This window comes from Tenacibaculum sp. AWR4_210, assembly GCF_056160945.1.
Genome location: NZ_JBSWYF010000013.1, coordinates 26,691 through 43,383 on the forward strand (window position 1 = coordinate 26,691; position 16,693 = coordinate 43,383).

Here is a 16,693-nt window from a genome sequence, read left to right on the forward strand (position 1 = left end):
GCTTTTGAGTTTTGTTAATGCAAAGTGATTTTAGACATGACAAATGTCTAGTTTGTTTCCTATGGATTACCAGTGTTGATAGGATTATAAAGCGCGGTTACATGAGTTACAGCTCTAAAAATAGCAGTAGCATTCTGCGCTACTAATTGTAGCGTTAATTACTGTAAATTATAGTATTCTATCGGGGTGTTTTAATGTTTTGATTGTTAGTGGACCAGGGTTTTTAATTCCCAGCCTGCTAACAAATGAAATGAATGTTTGTTTGGTATTCGATTGCGTACTTTATAAATGAAGGAACTTCTAATCATGGAGGTATTCATGTTGCTATAATTTGTAGTATTTTTTGCTATAGGTTTCGTAGCTTTTAAGGAGGGAATTTGGAATGAATATTTGTAGGGACTCTCGTGATTTTAGAACATAGGAAACTTCCGTTGCTAGCTTACTTAACAACGGAAGTGATATAAGGTTAGTCGGTGATGCCAAAAACACGTTCAAGTATCGTGTCTAACAAGCACCATTTGGTAATGGCCGACTGCAGTAGATTGGCTCCGACAAAGGCGGTAAACCACAACCACATAGGGTTGACGTAATAGGCAAGTGTTAAGCTGCTCAGTACAAAACTACCGGCGACGGCTTTGATAATTCTAGTTTTCATGAGTTGGATGGTTTTTGCGTTCAATTAAATAATAAACCAAGGGCACCACAAGAAGGGTTAAGACAGTGGCGGTAATAGTACCTCCCATTAATGAAATGGCGAGCCCTTGGAAAATAGGATCAAATAAGATGACGAAAGCCCCGATAACTACGGTCCCGGCAGTCAAAACAATTGGAGTAGTACGCACTGCTCCGGCTTCAATAACAGCTTGTTTTAAAGGGATGCCCTCATCGAGTCTGAGATTGACAAAATCGATTAGTAATACCGAGTTTCGTACCATAATTCCGGCTAAAGCAATCATTCCTATAAATGAAGTAGCAGTGAAAAATGCGCCGAGTAGCCAATGTCCTACTATAATACCGACCATTGAAAGTGGAATGGCCACCATCATTACAATAGGAGCTTTAAAGTTTTGAAACCACCCTACAATAAGCATATAGATTATGATGATGACACCGCCAAAGGCAAGTCCTAAATCACGAAAAACTTCGAGTGTTATTTGCCATTCTCCATCCCATTTTACAGTGTATACTTGCTCATCATCAGGTTGGCTGGTATACAATTCAGCAATGGGTTTTTCATGAGGAAGTTTCAGTGTTTTTAATCGATCTGTCATTCCTAAGATCGCATAAACAGGACTTTCAAGAGCCCCTGCCATGTCAGCTGTCACGTAAACTACGCGCTTTTGATTTTTTCTGTAGATACTTTTTGCTCGTGTAGTTTTTTGAATGGTTACGAGGTCTCCAATTGGAATTACCGTACCTGTTGCACTTGGGATTCCCAACTGCAAAATATCATATAGTTGTGATTTTTCCTGCGCTGCCATTCTGAAAACTATGCCGATGGGTTGCACGGAATGCTCATTGTATAAATGACTGATAGGACGATTATTTAAGGCAGTGTTTAAGGTCTGTGTAATTTCCATTGGACTAATGCCGTATTGCATGGCTTTAGTTTTGTTGATGTTGGCTTCGTATTTTATTTGATTGGCAGCGGTCATTACATCGATGTCAACTACATCGGGCGTACGTGTCAAGAGTTGTTGAATACTATCAGCAAGTCGTTGTTGTACCTCGTAATTCGGACCGTAAACTTCTCCTACGATCGTGGCTAGCACGGGAGGTCCAGGAGGAACTTCTACAAGCTTTACGTTTGCGTTGAATTTGCGAGCAATTTTCTGAATGCCTGGTCGATATTTTTTTACGATAGCATGACTTTGTATGCTTCGTTCGTGTTTGTCGGTCAAGTTTACCTGGATATCTGCCATAAAGTGATCTTGTCGCAAATCGTAATGTCGTACCAGTCCGTTAAATGTAATTGGAGCAGCGGTTCCTACATAACTTTGGTAGTTAATTACTTCGGGTTGTGCAGCGATGTATTGTGAGATTTCCTTGGCTACAACAGCAGTGCGTTCTAATGTAGTTCCCTCGGGCATGTCGATAATTACTTGGAACTCGTTTTTGTTGTCGAAAGGAAGCATTTTTACAACCACAGCATTGGTGAAAAATAAGAACATCGATCCTAAGAGTAATACGAGGGTCCCTCCGAGAAATAACCAACGTTTTTTCGGGCTCTCGATCAGCGGTTTTTCCAGTCTTTCGTACAGTTTGTAGATGCGCGTTCCTTGCAAGGCTTCGGTCTCTGAAACAGGAGGTCCCTGACGTTTGTCTTTTTCTCGTAAAAACAGAAAACCTAAATAAGGGGTAATGGTCAGTGCTACAAACAAAGAAAGTAACATAGCTATGGAAGCTCCAATAGGCATAGGACTCATGTAGGGGCCCATTAAACCGGATACAAAAGCCATGGGGAGTACCGATGCAATGACGGTAAAGGTAGCTAAGATAGTTGGGTTTCCAACTTCGTTAATGGCATACAACGCGGCTTCTTTAAAAGGCAACAGCTTCATTTTAAAATGACGATGCATATTTTCAGCGATGATAATAGAATCGTCCACAACTATTCCGGTAACAAATACCAAAGCGAAGAGCGTAATTCTATTTAAAGTATAATCGAGCATATAATAGCTCAATAGCGTAAGTGCAAAGGTTACGGGTACCGATAGAAAAACGACCAAGCCTCCTCGCCATCCCATAGCCAACATGACCACTAAGGTAACCGCAATGATTGCCCCGATGAGGTGTAGTAATAATTCAGATACTTTTTGAGAAGCTGTTTCTCCGTAATTTCGCGTAATGCTTACGTTAACGTCGTCAGGAATGAGGTGTTTGCGAAGTGCTGTAATTCGCTGCTCAATGCGCGCTGCAATTTGCATAGCATCGGCGCCCTTACGCTTGGCGATAGCTAGGGTAATTGCTGGATATTCGGCAGGTGCTTTAGTCTTTTGCTCACTGGCTTTTCCGTAGCCAAAACTCACATAATTATTCGGAATTTCTGGGCCGTCATGCACCGTGGCAATTTGGTGTAAATACACAGGGCGCTGCTCAAAGGACCCTACGACTAGGTTAGCAACCTCCTCTTTTGATCTCAAAAAATTACCTGTGCTGATGTAGAATTCGGTATCACTTTGGATGAATCGACCGTTGGTTTGTTGGCTGTTGTTTGCGCGTATCATGTTAGCAACATCCAATAGTTTTAACCTGTAGTTGGCAATGTTGTTCTTATTGAGTACGACGCTCAACTCTCTACTGCGTCCTCCTATGATATCGATTTGCGCTACATCTTTTATTTTCTTGAGTTCTCCTCCGAGTTCTTCTGCTTGTTGTTTGAGTTCAAAATCGTTGTAATGCGAACTCCAAAGAGTGATCCCTAGCATGGGAACATCGTCAATAGCTCTGGCTTTGATCAGTGGCATGCTCACTCCTGGAGGCATTTGTCCCATATTTTTGTTGAGGGCTGTATGCAATTTAACCAGAGAGCGCTCAACGTCTTGGCCTACGTAGAACTGTATGATAACCATAGCTTGTTCTTCCATAGCTGTGGCGTACACGTATTCTACCCCTGGAATGTTACTGATGAGTTTTTCTAGGGGCTTAACAACTCTCGATTCTACTTCTTTGGGGCTGGCTCCGGGATAACTCAAAAAGAGATCCGCCATAGGAACCTCTATCTGAGGTTCTTCTTCTCTAGGAATTAAAAAAGAGCCGTAGATTCCGATGACCATAAACAAAATCATGAGGAGTATGGTCAGTTTTGAATCGATAAAATTCTTGGCTATTTTTCCTGCTAATCCTTCTTTCATATTATTAGGTGTAAAGTGCTAGTTTTGTATACGAACAGGTACTCCGTTGTATAATTTTCCTTGGCTGTTAGTAATGTATTGCTCCTCGGTATTAAGTCCGCTTAGAACTTCGGTTTTCGTATGCGATGATTTTCCAGTACGTATCCAACGGAGTATAGCAGTATTGCTTTGACTGAGAGTATAGATGCCTGTTAATTGCCCTTGACGCACCAGGGCCGCTGTCTGGATCCAGATGCTCTTTTGATTTTCTTGACGATCGAGCGCTTCAAAAGAAACAGTTGCATTCATACCAGAGTATAATGAGGTATTGGTTTTTGGGAGTGCAATGGTTGCAGCGTATTGACCACCGTTGTGATTTGACGAACTGCTCAACTTTTCGACAGTGCCCGTGAGTTGTTGGTTTAAAGCGTTGATAGCAATGCTTACGGTAGTTCCCTTTTTGACAAAAGCAATGTATTGCTCCGGAATGTTGGTGGTGACTTCAAAACGATCTGTGTTTTCAATACTCAGCAAAGGAGTTCCTGGATGCGCTATGTCCCCGGAATTTACAAATTTACTAACGACGGTTCCGGCATATGGAGCACGCAATGTAGTGTATTTAAATTGAGCTAAAATTTCTCGTTTTTGTTGTTTGGCGGTATTTAATTGATCGATTGCAATTTGATACTGAGTACTGATGTTGTCCAGTTCTTTTTGACTAGCACTTTTTTGGGAATAGAGCTTTTGAAATCGTTCGTAATCTCTTTTCACGTTTGTATAATGACTTTGTGCTCGTGAAATTTGAGCATCTATTTGGCCTACTTTGGCTTGTAAATCCGTAGCGTCAATTTGGAGCAGTACTTGTCCTTTTTTAACCACGTCACCTACAGCGACATAAATGCGTTGGATGTTCCCCATGACACGAGTGCTCAATTTTGTATGCTGACTCGCTTGCACCTTTCCAGTGGTACTAAAAGAACCAGAACTTACTGTCTGTGCTTTGGTTACAGTTACAGGAATTGAAACTGCAGGACTGTTGTTCGATTTGTTTTGGGAAGTACAACTGAGTAGGAGGGTTGTACTGAGTACGTATGTAATGGTTTTGATATTCATAATGATTATTCTCTTGTTAAAAAGGCTAGGTAATCTTGACTAGTATTGTATTGGTAAATAGCCTGAAAATAGGCGAGCTGTTTTCGAGCGTACAGGGTTTCGGCACGAAGTAAATCTGCTGTTTTTTCCAATCCTTCCCGAAATCTATTTCTCGTAATTTTCACTGATTCTTCAGCTTGTTTTAGCGCTGTGTTTTTAGTGATGATTTGTTGTTGTGCCAATTGAAACTGACGCACAGCAGTATCGAGTTCTACTTGTTTTTGAGAAGTGTATTGAGAAAGTGTCAAGTTTGATTTTTCGAGCATGGCCTTGCTTTTTTGAAGTTTAGCGATGCGTTGATAACCTGAAAATAGATCCCAGCTTAATTGTGCGCCTAGAGTATATCCATTGGCACTGCCGCCAAAGAGCTGTTGATCGAACATAGCGTAGCTGGCAAAGGCATTTAAGGTAGGTAGGAAGCTTAATTTTTGTGCTTTGTACAAGAGCGCGGTAGCTTTTTGAGCGCTGGAAACTGCGCGAATATCGGCACGTTGCTCCGAAAGTGTATAGTTGAATTGCGATACGGGGTTGGCAACCAAACTGTCTGTGGGTTGGAAGGTAATATCGGTACTACCATTGATTAAAAGACTGAGTTCTTCTGATTGATTTCGAATGGTGTTTTTGGCGTATTGCAGTTGGTTTTCCACTTCTAATACATGTACGGAAATTTCCAGCAGGTCGGTTTTGAGTAACATCCCCTGAGCTAGGTAATCTTGAACGAGCGTTTTGTTTGCCTTGGCAGAGGCTAAGCTTTTTTCAATGACTGCTCGTGTTTTTTGAGCGAGTTGTAACTGCATATAGCGTTGTGCTACTTGAAATGCAAGGTGTTCTTTGGAGCGTTGTTGTTGCCATTTTGAGGCCAGTAGTTGCTGTTGTCCAGCTTTCCGACGTTGCCATCCAGCTACTTGAATTACAGGTTGTCGTACAGTGAATTCTGTGGCAAAATTTGTGGTTCTGTTTGGATTGTTGAGTAAGCTGGGATTAAAATCACTAGGAGTTAAAATTTCTTGATTCAACTTACTTCCAAAGGCCATTAACGGATTGGTGGTTGTGATTCCGGTATGTTTGGCATTAATGCTAGGAAGGAACACGCTGGCGCTTTCTCGGTACTGCGCTTTAGAGATGCGAACGTCTTTATCGGCAATTTTAAGACCGACATTTTTTTCATAGGCCAGTTTAATGGCGGCATCTTTCGTTATATACCTCGTGGACTGTGAAAAACTCAAGGTACTCCCTATCAGGAAGGTGCAAAAACTAAGCAGGGTGGTTTTCATGTGTTAAAATTTATGAGCTGCAAAGTTAGGAGCCGAATAGAGGGATGTCAGTAACCATTGTTACAATAAAAAAAAACACCTAATGATAGATGTTTTTCAAGGGGATTCAAGTTGGATGAAGTTTAGGTTGTTTGTACTAAACTAAATAAAAATGGATTTTATACGTATGCAAATAGCAATAGTATTTAGGTGTTCACGTGTTTTGTAAACACGTGCGAAAATTACAAACTTTCCATGGAAGATAATGTAACAAATGTTACACAATTAGAGTTCCAATACTTTAATTTGATTTCGCTGTAAATTGATTTTTCCTTGTTTCTCTAATGACTTGAGCAGGCGTGAAATAACAACGCGTGAGGTGTGTAAGTCATTGGCAATTTGCTGATGTGTAACACTGATAACATCGTTGTGATTGACAAGCGCTTTGTCTTTTAAGTATTTAAAAAGGCGTTGGTCCATATTTAAGAAGGCAATTGAATCAACAGCTTCGATGAATTCTTGGAGTCTGTTGTGGTAACTTTGCAAAATAAACTCTTGCCAACTTTTGTATTTTCCGAGCCAATCGGCCATTTTCTCTTTTGGAATCATGAGAAGTTCCACATCAGTTTCTGATACTGCGCGAATTTTGCTCTTCGTTTGTCCCATACAGCACGATAGCGTAACAGCACAGGTATCACCTTTTTCAAGGTAGTACAAAACCAATTCGTCTCCCCGTTCGTCTTCTCGGAGTATTTTAATAGCTCCTTGTAAAAGAAGCGGAATAGAAACGATATAGCTATCTGTGTCGATGATTACACTTTCAGCCTTGTATTCTTTGTAAATCGCAATGTCGGCAATTTCTTTGAGTAGGTCATCTTCAAAAAGATACCCATAATTAAGTTTTAAATCTTCTAACAAGTGAATTTGTGATTGGTGTTTTGTAAAAATACTATTTTTTTGAGTAAAAATCTACTGCTTAAAATACGGATTATTTTTTTGGATTAGCCTGATAAATATCAGGAATTTCGGGCTTGTTTTTTATGAAATTTGAACTAGAAATAAGAATCAAAACAAAGAAATAATGAAAAAAAGAACACCAGTTTCAGTGATAATGACCAAGAATGTAATTACCTTAAATAAGACCGATGATTTAACAACCGCGGAGCAGTTGTTTAAGGAACACGGAATTCGTCATATCCCAGTAGTAAGTGGTAGTAGTATCGTAGGAATGTTGAGCTATACCGATTTGTTGAGAATAAGTTTTGCTGATGCCATTGACGAGGAAGAACAAGATGTGGATACTGTGGTGTATAACATGTTTACCATTGAGCAAGTAATGGCTAAGAACTTAGTTACTGTAAGCCCAACAAATACGATCAAAGAGGTCTCGGAAATTTTATCAAAACGAGAATTTCACGCCTTACCTGTAGTAGAAGAAGGGAACTTAGTAGGGATTGTGACTACCACAGATTTAATATACTATCTGTTGGAACAATTCAATTAAAAAGAAAGGCGAGGATAGTTCCTCGCCTTTTTTATGCTTAATTAATAAGTGCTTTTAGGTTTTCGATGGTTTCCGTTGGGTTCTCGCTTTTAAAAACAAAGCTTCCCGCAACGAGCACATCGGCTCCAACTTCAATGAGTTTATTCGCATTTTTATCGGTAACACCTCCGTCGATTTCGATTAAAGTGTTCGCGTTGCTAAACTCGATAAGATGTTTTAATTGGCTTACTTTTTTATACGTGTTTTCTATGAAGGATTGTCCTCCAAATCCTGGGTTGACACTCATGATACACACGAGATCCAAATCACCGATAATATCTTCTAAAACGGCAATGGGAGTGTGCGGATTTAAGGCTACTCCAGCCTTCATACCTGCCGCCTTAATTGCTTGTACCGTTCTGTGCAAGTGCGTACAGGCTTCGTAGTGTACTGTTAATATATCAGTTCCTAGGTCTGCAAAGGTTTGGATGTATTTATCAGGTTCAACAATCATTAAATGCACGTCAAGTGTTTTGTTGGCGTGTTGCCCAATAGCTTTGAGTACAGGCATTCCAAAAGAAATATTCGGAACAAAGACTCCATCCATAATATCGATGTGAAACCAGTCTGCTTTTGAATTGTTGACCATTTCTACATCGCGTTGTAAGTTTCCAAAATCAGCTGCTAATACTGAAGGAGCGACAAGTTTTTCCATTGTGGTGTTGTGTTGTTAATTTGCTGCAAATATAAACAAAAGCGCAAAAGATGTGGATTTGTAGAAAAAAGAAAACGCAGACCTAAGTCTGCGTTTTCTCAATGTGTTGTAGGCCCTAGTAGAGAACTACTAGCCACGGCTATTAACCTAAATAGGTCATTAATATTTTACTTCTCGAAGTGTGTTTTAAACGACGGATAGCTTTTTCTTTAATCTGTCTAACACGCTCACGAGTTAAATCAAAGGTTTCTCCAATTTCTTCTAAGGTCATTGGTTGGTGCTCTCCTAGGCCGAAGTACAATTTAACAACATCTGCCTCTCGAGGAGTTAAGGTTTCTAAAGCGCGATTAATTTCGATGCGAAGTGATTCGTGCAATAGTGTTTTATCTGGGTTAGGAGACTCTCCTGAGTTCAAGACATCGTATAAATTAGAGTCTTCTCCCTCGATTAAAGGCGCATCCATTGAGACGTGACGACCAGAGTTTTTCATCGATTCCTTAACGTCGTTCACGGTCATGTCTAACTTCTTTGCAATTTCTTCTGCACTTGGAGGACGTTCGTTTTCTTGCTCCAAGAAAGCGTACATCTTATTGATTTTATTGATAGAACCAATTTTATTCAAAGGCAAACGCACAATACGTGACTGTTCTGCCAAAGCTTGTAATATCGATTGACGAATCCACCATACAGCATACGAGATAAACTTAAATCCACGTGTTTCATCGAAACGCTTTGCCGCTTTGATCAATCCTAAGTTTCCTTCGTTAATCAAATCGGGTAATGTCAATCCTTGGTTTTGATATTGTTTAGCAACCGAAACCACAAAACGCAAGTTGGCTTTAGTCAATTTTTCTAAAGCTCTCTGATCTCCCGCCTTGATACGTTGTGCCAATTCTACTTCTTCATCTGCAGTAATTAAATCTACTTTTCCTATTTCTTGCAAATATTTATCTAATGAGGCGGTTTCCCTGTTGGTAACCTGCTTTGTAATCTTAAGTTGTCTCATGTAAGAAAAATTCTGTTTTTTTGTTTATTACTCACTCTCTACACTTACTTATACGCAGGAATGCTTCGAAATGTTACAAAAAAAATTATTTTTTTTCAATTTCTTTGAAGTTGTTAAAGAATTGTTAATTTTGATTAAATAATATGACGGAAGTGACTTGAGCTTAATACGAGTGTCTAACAGAGTATTACAAGTCTAAACAAACTATAACCGAACTTAGCCCTTGAAGAGTATTGATACTACAAATTGGACTGACGAAGAGCTAGTGGCCAAAATAGTAGAGAAAAATGATACTCATTTGTTCGCTGTTTTGTACGATCGCTATGCTGGCGTTGTTTATAATAAGTGTTACGGTTTCTCTAAAAACAAAGAGGAAGCGCAAGACTTGACGCACGATGTCTTTATCCGATTGTTTGTAAAATTGCGTACTTTTAAGGGGAAATCGAAATTTTCTACTTGGCTCTATTCTTTTACTTATAATTTTTGTGTGAATTACGTGCAGCGTAATAGCAATAAAAAAAAGGAAAAAGTAACTGTTGTTACCGATAATATAAAAGAAGAAGATAGTGGAGTAGATGAGATAGATGATGCCACCTTATTCGAGTTAAAGTCAGATAAACTGGCCAAAGCCCTCGAAATGATCCCAGCTGCTGAAAAAATGATTCTTTTGATGAAATATCAAGACGATATGAGCATCAAGGATATTTCGGCCGTGCTTGAAGTAGGAGAAAGCGCTGTAAAAATGCGTTTGAAGCGAGCGAAAGCAAAAGTCGTTAAAACGTATAATGAGTTGTAATGAGTATGGATAATCCATTTAAGAAAATATTACATAACGAGGAATTGCCCGAGGTATTGAGAAATAAAGTTCTCGATGACGTGGCAATGATTAAGCTTTCCATTGATATGGCTGACTTATTCGTGGTGAAATACCCGAATACAGTTGCCGACTTGATAGCGGGAGGAGGGACACCTGCAGATTCTAAAAAGAGCGATGCTAAGGAAGAGGATACGGAAGACGAAATAGAATAATAAGCATACAACAAAACTAGTACTATCATGATTTTACAAGAGCAATTAGCAGAGGCCCCTCAAGAAGTTGAAAAAACGGGAGCCCAAATTAATATTTTAAAGCCCTTCCAAAGAACGTTTAACGATATTATAGATTCATTGCCAACAGTTGTGGGGTTTATTGCCTTCGTATTGGCTTCGTGGATTTCTATAAAACTGTTTCTTTATATCGTTAGAAAAGCACTAGCTAAAACCAAGATTGACGAATGGTCAAGTAAGCTGAGCAAGACCAAGATTTTTGGCGATATGACAATCAATATAGTATTGACCAATGTTATCTTGACCGTATTGAAATGGTTTCTGATTTTTGTATTTGTGATGGTAGGAGCAGAGATGTTTGGGATGACTATGGTTTCTGATTTAATTAGAAGCTTTTTCAAAGTGCTTCCGAATTTATTGACCGCTCTTGGAATTTTTGTTGCCGGTGCCTATTTAGGAACCGTAGTAAAAAAAGCTATTCAATCCATGTTCAAATCCTTGGAGATTTCTGGAGGAAATGTTGTAGGGAACATCGCTTTTTACCTCATTGTGGTGTTTTTGTCAATCACAGCTTTAGATAAGGCCAATGTCGATACCTCAGTTATAAAAAATAACCTCACCTTATTAATCGGATCAGTTTTATTAGCGTTTACCATAGCCTTTGGTTTGGGAGCAAGAGATGCGGTAGGACGTTTGCTATTCGGATACTATTCACGAAAGAACATAGGTATCGGACAGCGCGTAGTTATTGGGGATGTTGAAGGAATCGTCATTGCCATTGACAATATATGTCTAACTGTTCAGACCCCAAATGAGAAGGTGATTTTACCGATTAAAGATGTGGTTAACAGTAAAATAGTTTGTAAAAAAGATTAAGGACTTTTAAAAAAATGTATATATTTGTGAATGAACTATTGTTTTAGATAACGATTAATGATAGATTTCGGGGGACTTCTATCTAATAGTGAAGTTTATCTTTACATTGTAAAGGCTGTCATCTTTGGCAGTCTTTATTTTTTTTTAAATTATTTGTGACTTGATACTAATAACGGTGTCCCATTCTATAGAGAGATAGATTTCGGGGGACTTCTATCTAATAAGGTTAAAAAGAAAAAGGCTTCCTGCAGGAAGCCTTTTTTATTAGGATAGTTGTAATAACTTATTCAAATGCTAAGTGTAAAAATACACCTCGAGTTCCCATAAAATCGATGGGGTCTGTCCATTGACTAGGGCTCGTATTGTCGTAACGCACTTCGTTGTTGATAGCAAATACACCGCGAATAGAAGGAGAAAACTTAAAGTAGTTTAGGTAAAAATCTACTCCAATTCCAATTTCGTACATGAAATTGTGCGTCGTAGTACGGAATTTACCGGCAAAGTTGTCATCGCTATTATTTTCATTACTAGAAAAATTGTAATCGTAAGAAACTCCTCCCAACACATAAGGACGGAAATTATTAATACGATTGGTACTTACTTTGAGTACTACAGGCAAATGTAAAAAGGTTGCACTGACTTCACGAGTTCTAATATTTTCGTTGGTACCACCAATGTGTTTAAAGGTTAGGGTTTTGGTGTTAGACATCAGTCCTGGTTCAAAGCGCAAATTTAAATTATTGTGCAATCGCAGGTCACCAATAAGCCCTACATTAAAACCTACAGAAGATTGTACTTCGATTTCAGGAGTACTGATAGTACTGGGTTTGTAAGCGACTTTATAGCCGTTTGAATTCAGCCCTAAGTAAAAACCGTAGTGAAAAGTAGGTTTATCAAAATTGGGTAAGTTCAAAACTTTCTCTACTTGTCCTATACTAGAACCTATACTTCCTAAAAGGAAAACGAAAACTAAAAATTTCTTCAACATATTACTTAGTAGCGGTATAAATTGACGCAACTCCGAAAGTTACGGGTAAATTCTTTGCATTCTTAAACCCATTTTTTTCTAAAATATTGTTGAACGCAGTCCCAAAAGGGAAAGAATTTGCACTTTCTGATAAATACGAATACGCAACCTTGTCTTTTGAAAACAATTTACCTACTAAAGGGAGGAAAATATTCGTATATAATTTATATCCTTGTTTAAAAGGAAACTTTGTTGGGTTTGAAGTTTCTAATACTACAAATTTCCCTCCCGGTTTTAATACGCGTAATATTTCTGTTAGACCTTTGTCTAAATTTTCAAAGTTTCGAACACCGAAAGATACGGTAATCGCATCAAAGGTATTGTCATCAAAAGGAATGTTCTCGCTGTCTCCAACAACCATTTCAATGGTCTTATCGAGTTTTGCGTGGCGTACCTTTTGCTTTCCTACTTCCAACATCCCCTCAGAGATATCGAGTCCTACGATACGTTCTGGTTGTAAATTTGACATCATCAAGGCCAGATCTCCTGTACCTGTGGCAATGTCTAATATTTGTTTCGGTTGGTTTTCGCCTACCAATTTAACAACCTTTTTTCTCCAGCTGATATCAATGCCCAAAGAAATGACACGGTTAAGTCCGTCGTAGTCTTTTGAAATGTTGTTAAACATTTGAGCTACTTGCTCTTTTTTTCCGAGCTCTGAATCTTTATAAGGTTTGATTTGTTCCGACATAGATCTGTTTCTTTCAGGATTATCCGTTTATGGCTACCACCTCGTTTACTTGGTTAGGTAACATTTCTTTTAACATGGTTTCGATTCCGTTCTTTAAGGTTACCGTCGATGAAGGACAACCACTACAAGCACCTTGGAGTAGTACACTTACCTTTTTAGTATTTTCATCGTAGGCGCGGAAAGCGATGTTTCCACCATCTGAAGCTACTGCCGGTTTGATGTATTCATCTAAGATGTCCACAATTTTTGATTCTATATCTGTCAAGTTTTCTTTAGGAACTTCTACGCTTTGAGGAGCTTCTTCTGCTTTTGGAAGTTCAGCAATAATCGTTTTTCCTTCTTGCAAATAGGTCCTGATAAATACGCGCACTTCTTGGTATACCTCATTCCATTCAATCATGTCGTATTTGGTAATAGAAATGTAATTTTCAGAAATGAAAATTTCCTTTACAAATGGAAAGTTGAATAAGGCCTGTGCCAGTGGAGATGATTTACTTGCTTCTTCGATGTTTTTGTATTCTACATCCGTTTGGGTAAGTGCCTTGTTCGTTCCGAATTTCATCACTCCTGGATTAGGAGTTACCTCTGCATATACTTCTACAGCCTCTTTGGGAGCAGTACTTTCTTTAACTACTGATTTTCCTTCTTGTAAAAAGGTTTCTATCTGTTCTTTTACTTGGTCTGCTACATCATCCCAACTAACGATGTCAAAACGTTGAATTGCGATAAAGTTTGCGGTAACAAATACTTTTTTAACAAAAGGAAGGTAAAATAACTGCTGTGCCAGTGGTGAGTTCTTGGCCTCATCTATATTGTTGTACTCGTAGCTTCCGCCATTAATTAAAATTGAATTGCTTACAAATTTAATAATGGTTTCATTATTAGTTTCTTGTATGTTTATCTTAATTGAATCCATAATCATTTAATGAATTGCAAAATTACGGTAAAAAACTGAGATTATTTGTCATAAAAAAAAGCCTCATTTTTAAATGAGGCTTTTGATATTGTACAGCGAAGCTTACAGGTTAATGGTTACAGTTCCTGTAATTCGAGAGGTGGTGTTGTTTAGGTTGATATCACCGAGGTTATACAAGGTTTGATATTCCTGGTTTTCGTATTTTCTGTAGGATAAATCAATCTTCATATTTCCAAAATTATAACCTACACCAGCAGAAAACCCTCTGATATTGTCTTTATTGTCATTACCACCGAGCGCAACGTTGAGGTTGGGGTTCTTTTCGTAGTGGTACCCACCGCGAATACTCATGCGATCCATGCGCCATTCGGTACCGACACTCAAGGCGTGACTACCGCGAAATTGCGTGGTAAAGTTTTGATTTGCTTCGATGAAATTGGTGTCGTTTTCTCTAAATTTAATGTTTCTAAAATCTTTATAGGTATAGTCAACACTTAACAATCCGTGTTTCCCAAAAACTAAAGCTCCACTTGCTGTTACTCTACTGTGGGTTTTAAATCGATATGCAAATCCATTGCGGATGCGGTCAATACCACCATTAATATTTAAGGCAGATACCGACGAAAGGCTCAGGTCATTTCTGTAATCTTCCGTGATTTCTTCGTACCACGTAGGAGTTTCATAGGCCAATCCTAAGCGAATGAATTTTTGAGGCTTATAAATGAATCCGATGGTAAATGAGAGTCCGTTTCCTTGAATATATGAATCTACGATATTAGAGGCATTTAGTACATTTCCGTTAACATCATCATTGGTTTCTTTAAGCAATGCCACTCTGTTAAAACTCAAGTCGTGAAAGTTTACCGAAGCTCCTAAGTACAGTTTATTTTGGTGCACAGCTGAAATTCCGATATTGAAAACACTCAACTGACCGCGTTGTTGCACGGAGTAACTTTGGTCAAGCGAACGGTCGAATTGAATTTTCGGACTGCGAGTATCGTTAAAATGTTCGGTGAATTTTAAAAATCCACTTTTTCCATTGGTTAAGTAAAAGGAGTCGTAGTCCGATTTTATTTTATAGTTTACGGTAAGCGCAAAACGGTTCCATTCAGAAGAACCTGTATTGTCAAACGTAAGGGTAGCTCCCGCCTGGTTCAGGTTAAAGTAATCGTTTTCAGCGGTGGCAGCATTTCCGTAAAAATTTGATTGATATGATAAATTGCGATTTCCTAAAGTAGCGCCAACACTGCTAATTTTTGCTACCGCACTACCTGCGGGGTTGATACTAAATGCCGAGATATCTCCTCCAAGAGCTCCAAAGGCTCCACTCATAGCTTCGTAACGAGCTGTACCAAAGTTATCGTCTCTTGAGAATATAAGGCCTAAATCATTGTAATCTAATGATTGCGAATAGGCACTAAAAGATGAGGCAACCGCAGTTGCAATAAGTAATAATCGTTTCATGTTGTTTCAGCTTAATTGGTTATGGTTCTCTACCTTCTACTTCTTGAACTCGAGCTTCTTGAGCTTCCTCTTGAGTAACTTCTGCTGCTTGAGCTAGAACTACGGCTAGGGCTGTAGCTTCTCGTGCTTCTCGATCTTGAAGGGCTATAGCTTCTAGTAGATGAACTTCTACTCGGTGTATAGCTTCTGGTAGAGCGTCGCGTTCTGCTAGGGGTATAGCTTCTAGTAGAATTCGAACGGCTTGGTGTATATCGTCTCGTATTCGAGGGTTTGTACCCTCCAGTTGAATAACGAGTATTGTTGTTGCGTACTCTTGATTTTTTAGTACCTCCTCGTGTAGGTTTGTGACCTCCGGTGGTATAGTTTCTTGTTGAACGTACTGAGCGTGTACTGCGAACATTTCTCGTGCTGCGCACATTGTTACTATATCCTCTTGATCTACGAGTTCTGGTACTTGTTCTATAACCGTTTGAGCGTCTTGATGCAATTGAACGGTTGGTGTATCGGTGTGTATTGTAAGCTCTTCTAGAAGTTACGGCACGGTATGGATTGGCACCGCGACGGTAATTTCTGTAATAGTAAGGACGTGCATTTCTGTAGTAAGGAGGGCAATTGAAATTATTCCATCCCCAGTAACTGTAACCGTAATACGGTTGGTAGAAGTCCCAGTAAGGATCATAGCCCCACGAGTTGAATCCCCAAACGGTATAACCTCTGCGCCACCAAGGACGATAGCTCCACGAGTTCCATCCCCAATCATTATACCATCCCCAAGAGGGTGCTGTATTGATATTGACAACTACGTCACTACTCGATTGGTATCCCCAAGGCTCATTGGCATTGTAAGTAATTCTCGTTCTCGGTTGTTGTTCATCAACTATATCTTCTTCAGGATCGAAATCTGTATCGTCAGAGCGGTAGTTTTCGATGTCGGTAAATACGTCTGTTCCGTTTAAGGTACCTAAGCGTTCTACCTCTTTGGTAAAGTAATTTTCTTCTTCCTCTTCTTCAATAACTTCGCGAGGAGCATTGCGCTCTACTTCCTCGTAAACTACAGGTTCGTCGTCGTAGATGCCATCATCATTACCCGCAATTGTTTGCGCCGATCCGCAGGAAGCTAAGGTGCTAATCATGAATCCTAGTACTAATAAAAACGGGAGCTTGGTTTTGGTGTAATCTATTTTCATCTCTGACAAATTTAAGTTAGAACGGTTTATTTTTACCTGCTTT

Annotated in this window: 16 protein-coding genes; 4 read left to right on the top strand and 12 right to left on the bottom strand. The window is 39.1% G+C overall.

The features are described from left to right. Positions 1–466 precede the first annotated feature (466 nt). The 5 genes from ACXAG7_RS18270 to ACXAG7_RS18290 all read right to left on the bottom strand — a co-directional run bounded on the left by ACXAG7_RS18270 (position 467) and on the right by ACXAG7_RS18290 (position 7,156). Positions 467–655, bottom strand: a complete 189-nt coding sequence (locus ACXAG7_RS18270; RefSeq protein ID WP_408045296.1) for a YgaP family membrane protein — start codon at positions 653–655, stop codon at positions 467–469. Continuing rightward, positions 645–3,854 (bottom strand): efflux RND transporter permease subunit, encoded by a 3,210-nt coding sequence (locus ACXAG7_RS18275; RefSeq protein ID WP_476667724.1) that lies wholly within the window; start codon positions 3,852–3,854, stop codon positions 645–647. Before ACXAG7_RS18275 ends, ACXAG7_RS18270 begins: the two co-directional genes overlap by 11 nt. Before the next feature lie 18 nt (positions 3,855–3,872). Then, on the bottom strand, positions 3,873–4,946 hold the full coding sequence (locus ACXAG7_RS18280) for an efflux RND transporter periplasmic adaptor subunit (RefSeq protein ID WP_476667725.1): 1,074 nt from the start codon (positions 4,944–4,946) through the stop codon (positions 3,873–3,875). A 5-nt stretch (positions 4,947–4,951) separates the two neighbouring features. Then, positions 4,952–6,259, bottom strand: a complete 1,308-nt coding sequence (locus ACXAG7_RS18285; protein WP_476667726.1) for a TolC family protein — start codon at positions 6,257–6,259, stop codon at positions 4,952–4,954. 264 nt (positions 6,260–6,523) lie between these two features. After that, positions 6,524–7,156, bottom strand: a complete 633-nt coding sequence (locus tag ACXAG7_RS18290) for a Crp/Fnr family transcriptional regulator (RefSeq protein WP_408045292.1) — start codon at positions 7,154–7,156, stop codon at positions 6,524–6,526. 163 nt (positions 7,157–7,319) lie between these two features. Between ACXAG7_RS18290 and ACXAG7_RS18295 the strand changes: the two genes are divergently transcribed. Then, entirely contained in the window at positions 7,320–7,742 is a 423-nt protein-coding gene (locus ACXAG7_RS18295; RefSeq protein ID WP_408045291.1) for a CBS domain-containing protein, read from the top strand. A 37-nt stretch (positions 7,743–7,779) separates the two neighbouring features. Here the strand turns inward: ACXAG7_RS18295 and rpe are convergent, their stop codons facing one another. Then, positions 7,780–8,436, bottom strand: coding sequence for a ribulose-phosphate 3-epimerase (gene rpe, locus ACXAG7_RS18300; RefSeq protein ID WP_408045290.1), 657 nt, complete (start codon positions 8,434–8,436; stop codon positions 7,780–7,782). Positions 8,437–8,578: 142 nt separating this feature from the next. Beyond that, positions 8,579–9,442, bottom strand: coding sequence for a sigma-70 family RNA polymerase sigma factor (locus tag ACXAG7_RS18305; protein WP_028891227.1), 864 nt, complete (start codon positions 9,440–9,442; stop codon positions 8,579–8,581). A gap of 223 nt (positions 9,443–9,665) precedes the next feature. Between ACXAG7_RS18305 and ACXAG7_RS18310 the strand changes: the two genes are divergently transcribed. Genes ACXAG7_RS18310 through ACXAG7_RS18320 form a run of 3 tightly spaced genes read left to right on the top strand, consistent with a single transcriptional unit; the run spans position 9,666 to position 11,365 of the window. After that, on the top strand, positions 9,666–10,238 hold the full coding sequence (locus tag ACXAG7_RS18310; RefSeq protein WP_408045289.1) for an RNA polymerase sigma factor: 573 nt from the start codon (positions 9,666–9,668) through the stop codon (positions 10,236–10,238). Further along, positions 10,238–10,471 carry a hypothetical protein gene (locus ACXAG7_RS18315; protein ID WP_476667727.1) on the top strand — a complete coding sequence of 78 codons (234 nt, stop codon included), beginning with the start codon at positions 10,238–10,240 and terminating at the stop codon, positions 10,469–10,471. The genes ACXAG7_RS18310 and ACXAG7_RS18315 overlap by 1 nt, the downstream gene beginning before the upstream one ends. 27 nt (positions 10,472–10,498) lie before the next feature. Beyond that, positions 10,499–11,365 carry a mechanosensitive ion channel family protein gene (locus tag ACXAG7_RS18320; protein ID WP_408045287.1) on the top strand — a complete coding sequence of 289 codons (867 nt, stop codon included), beginning with the start codon at positions 10,499–10,501 and terminating at the stop codon, positions 11,363–11,365. Between the two features lie 283 nt (positions 11,366–11,648). On the opposite strand, the gene porT is transcribed toward ACXAG7_RS18320, so the two are convergent. The 5 genes from porT to ACXAG7_RS18345 all read right to left on the bottom strand — a co-directional run bounded on the left by porT (position 11,649) and on the right by ACXAG7_RS18345 (position 16,650). Then, positions 11,649–12,353 carry a type IX secretion/gliding motility protein PorT/SprT gene (gene porT, locus ACXAG7_RS18325; protein WP_408045286.1) on the bottom strand — a complete coding sequence of 235 codons (705 nt, stop codon included), beginning with the start codon at positions 12,351–12,353 and terminating at the stop codon, positions 11,649–11,651. 1 nt (position 12,354) lies between these two features. Beyond that, on the bottom strand, positions 12,355–13,083 hold the full coding sequence (gene ubiE, locus ACXAG7_RS18330; protein WP_408045285.1) for a bifunctional demethylmenaquinone methyltransferase/2-methoxy-6-polyprenyl-1,4-benzoquinol methylase UbiE: 729 nt from the start codon (positions 13,081–13,083) through the stop codon (positions 12,355–12,357). A gap of 19 nt (positions 13,084–13,102) precedes the next feature. Beyond that, positions 13,103–13,999, bottom strand: a complete 897-nt coding sequence (locus tag ACXAG7_RS18335) for a NifU family protein (protein WP_408045284.1) — start codon at positions 13,997–13,999, stop codon at positions 13,103–13,105. Between the two features lie 102 nt (positions 14,000–14,101). Further along, a complete protein-coding gene (locus ACXAG7_RS18340; RefSeq protein WP_408045283.1) occupies positions 14,102–15,463 on the bottom strand; it encodes an OmpP1/FadL family transporter in 1,362 nt (453 codons plus the stop codon). Positions 15,464–15,492: 29 nt separating this feature from the next. Further along, entirely contained in the window at positions 15,493–16,650 is a 1,158-nt protein-coding gene (locus ACXAG7_RS18345; protein ID WP_408045282.1) for a hypothetical protein, read from the bottom strand. Positions 16,651–16,693: the final 43 nt, after the last annotated feature.

Coding starts and splice junctions, on each gene's coding strand:
- ACXAG7_RS18315 (WP_476667727.1), top strand. CDS start 10,238: ATGAGTATGGATAATCCATTTAAGAAAATATTACATAACGAGGAATTG.
- ACXAG7_RS18270 (WP_408045296.1), bottom strand. CDS start 655: ATGAAAACTAGAATTATCAAAGCCGTCGCCGGTAGTTTTGTACTGAGC.
- ubiE (WP_408045285.1), bottom strand. CDS start 13,083: ATGTCGGAACAAATCAAACCTTATAAAGATTCAGAGCTCGGAAAAAAA.
- ACXAG7_RS18295 (WP_408045291.1), top strand. CDS start 7,320: ATGAAAAAAAGAACACCAGTTTCAGTGATAATGACCAAGAATGTAATT.
- porT (WP_408045286.1), bottom strand. CDS start 12,353: ATGTTGAAGAAATTTTTAGTTTTCGTTTTCCTTTTAGGAAGTATAGGT.
- ACXAG7_RS18280 (WP_476667725.1), bottom strand. CDS start 4,946: ATGAATATCAAAACCATTACATACGTACTCAGTACAACCCTCCTACTC.
- ACXAG7_RS18305 (WP_028891227.1), bottom strand. CDS start 9,442: ATGAGACAACTTAAGATTACAAAGCAGGTTACCAACAGGGAAACCGCC.
- ACXAG7_RS18345 (WP_408045282.1), bottom strand. CDS start 16,650: ATGAAAATAGATTACACCAAAACCAAGCTCCCGTTTTTATTAGTACTA.
- ACXAG7_RS18285 (WP_476667726.1), bottom strand. CDS start 6,259: ATGAAAACCACCCTGCTTAGTTTTTGCACCTTCCTGATAGGGAGTACC.
- ACXAG7_RS18275 (WP_476667724.1), bottom strand. CDS start 3,854: ATGAAAGAAGGATTAGCAGGAAAAATAGCCAAGAATTTTATCGATTCA.
- ACXAG7_RS18320 (WP_408045287.1), top strand. CDS start 10,499: ATGATTTTACAAGAGCAATTAGCAGAGGCCCCTCAAGAAGTTGAAAAA.
- ACXAG7_RS18335 (WP_408045284.1), bottom strand. CDS start 13,999: ATGGATTCAATTAAGATAAACATACAAGAAACTAATAATGAAACCATT.
- ACXAG7_RS18340 (WP_408045283.1), bottom strand. CDS start 15,463: ATGAAACGATTATTACTTATTGCAACTGCGGTTGCCTCATCTTTTAGT.
- rpe (WP_408045290.1), bottom strand. CDS start 8,436: ATGGAAAAACTTGTCGCTCCTTCAGTATTAGCAGCTGATTTTGGAAAC.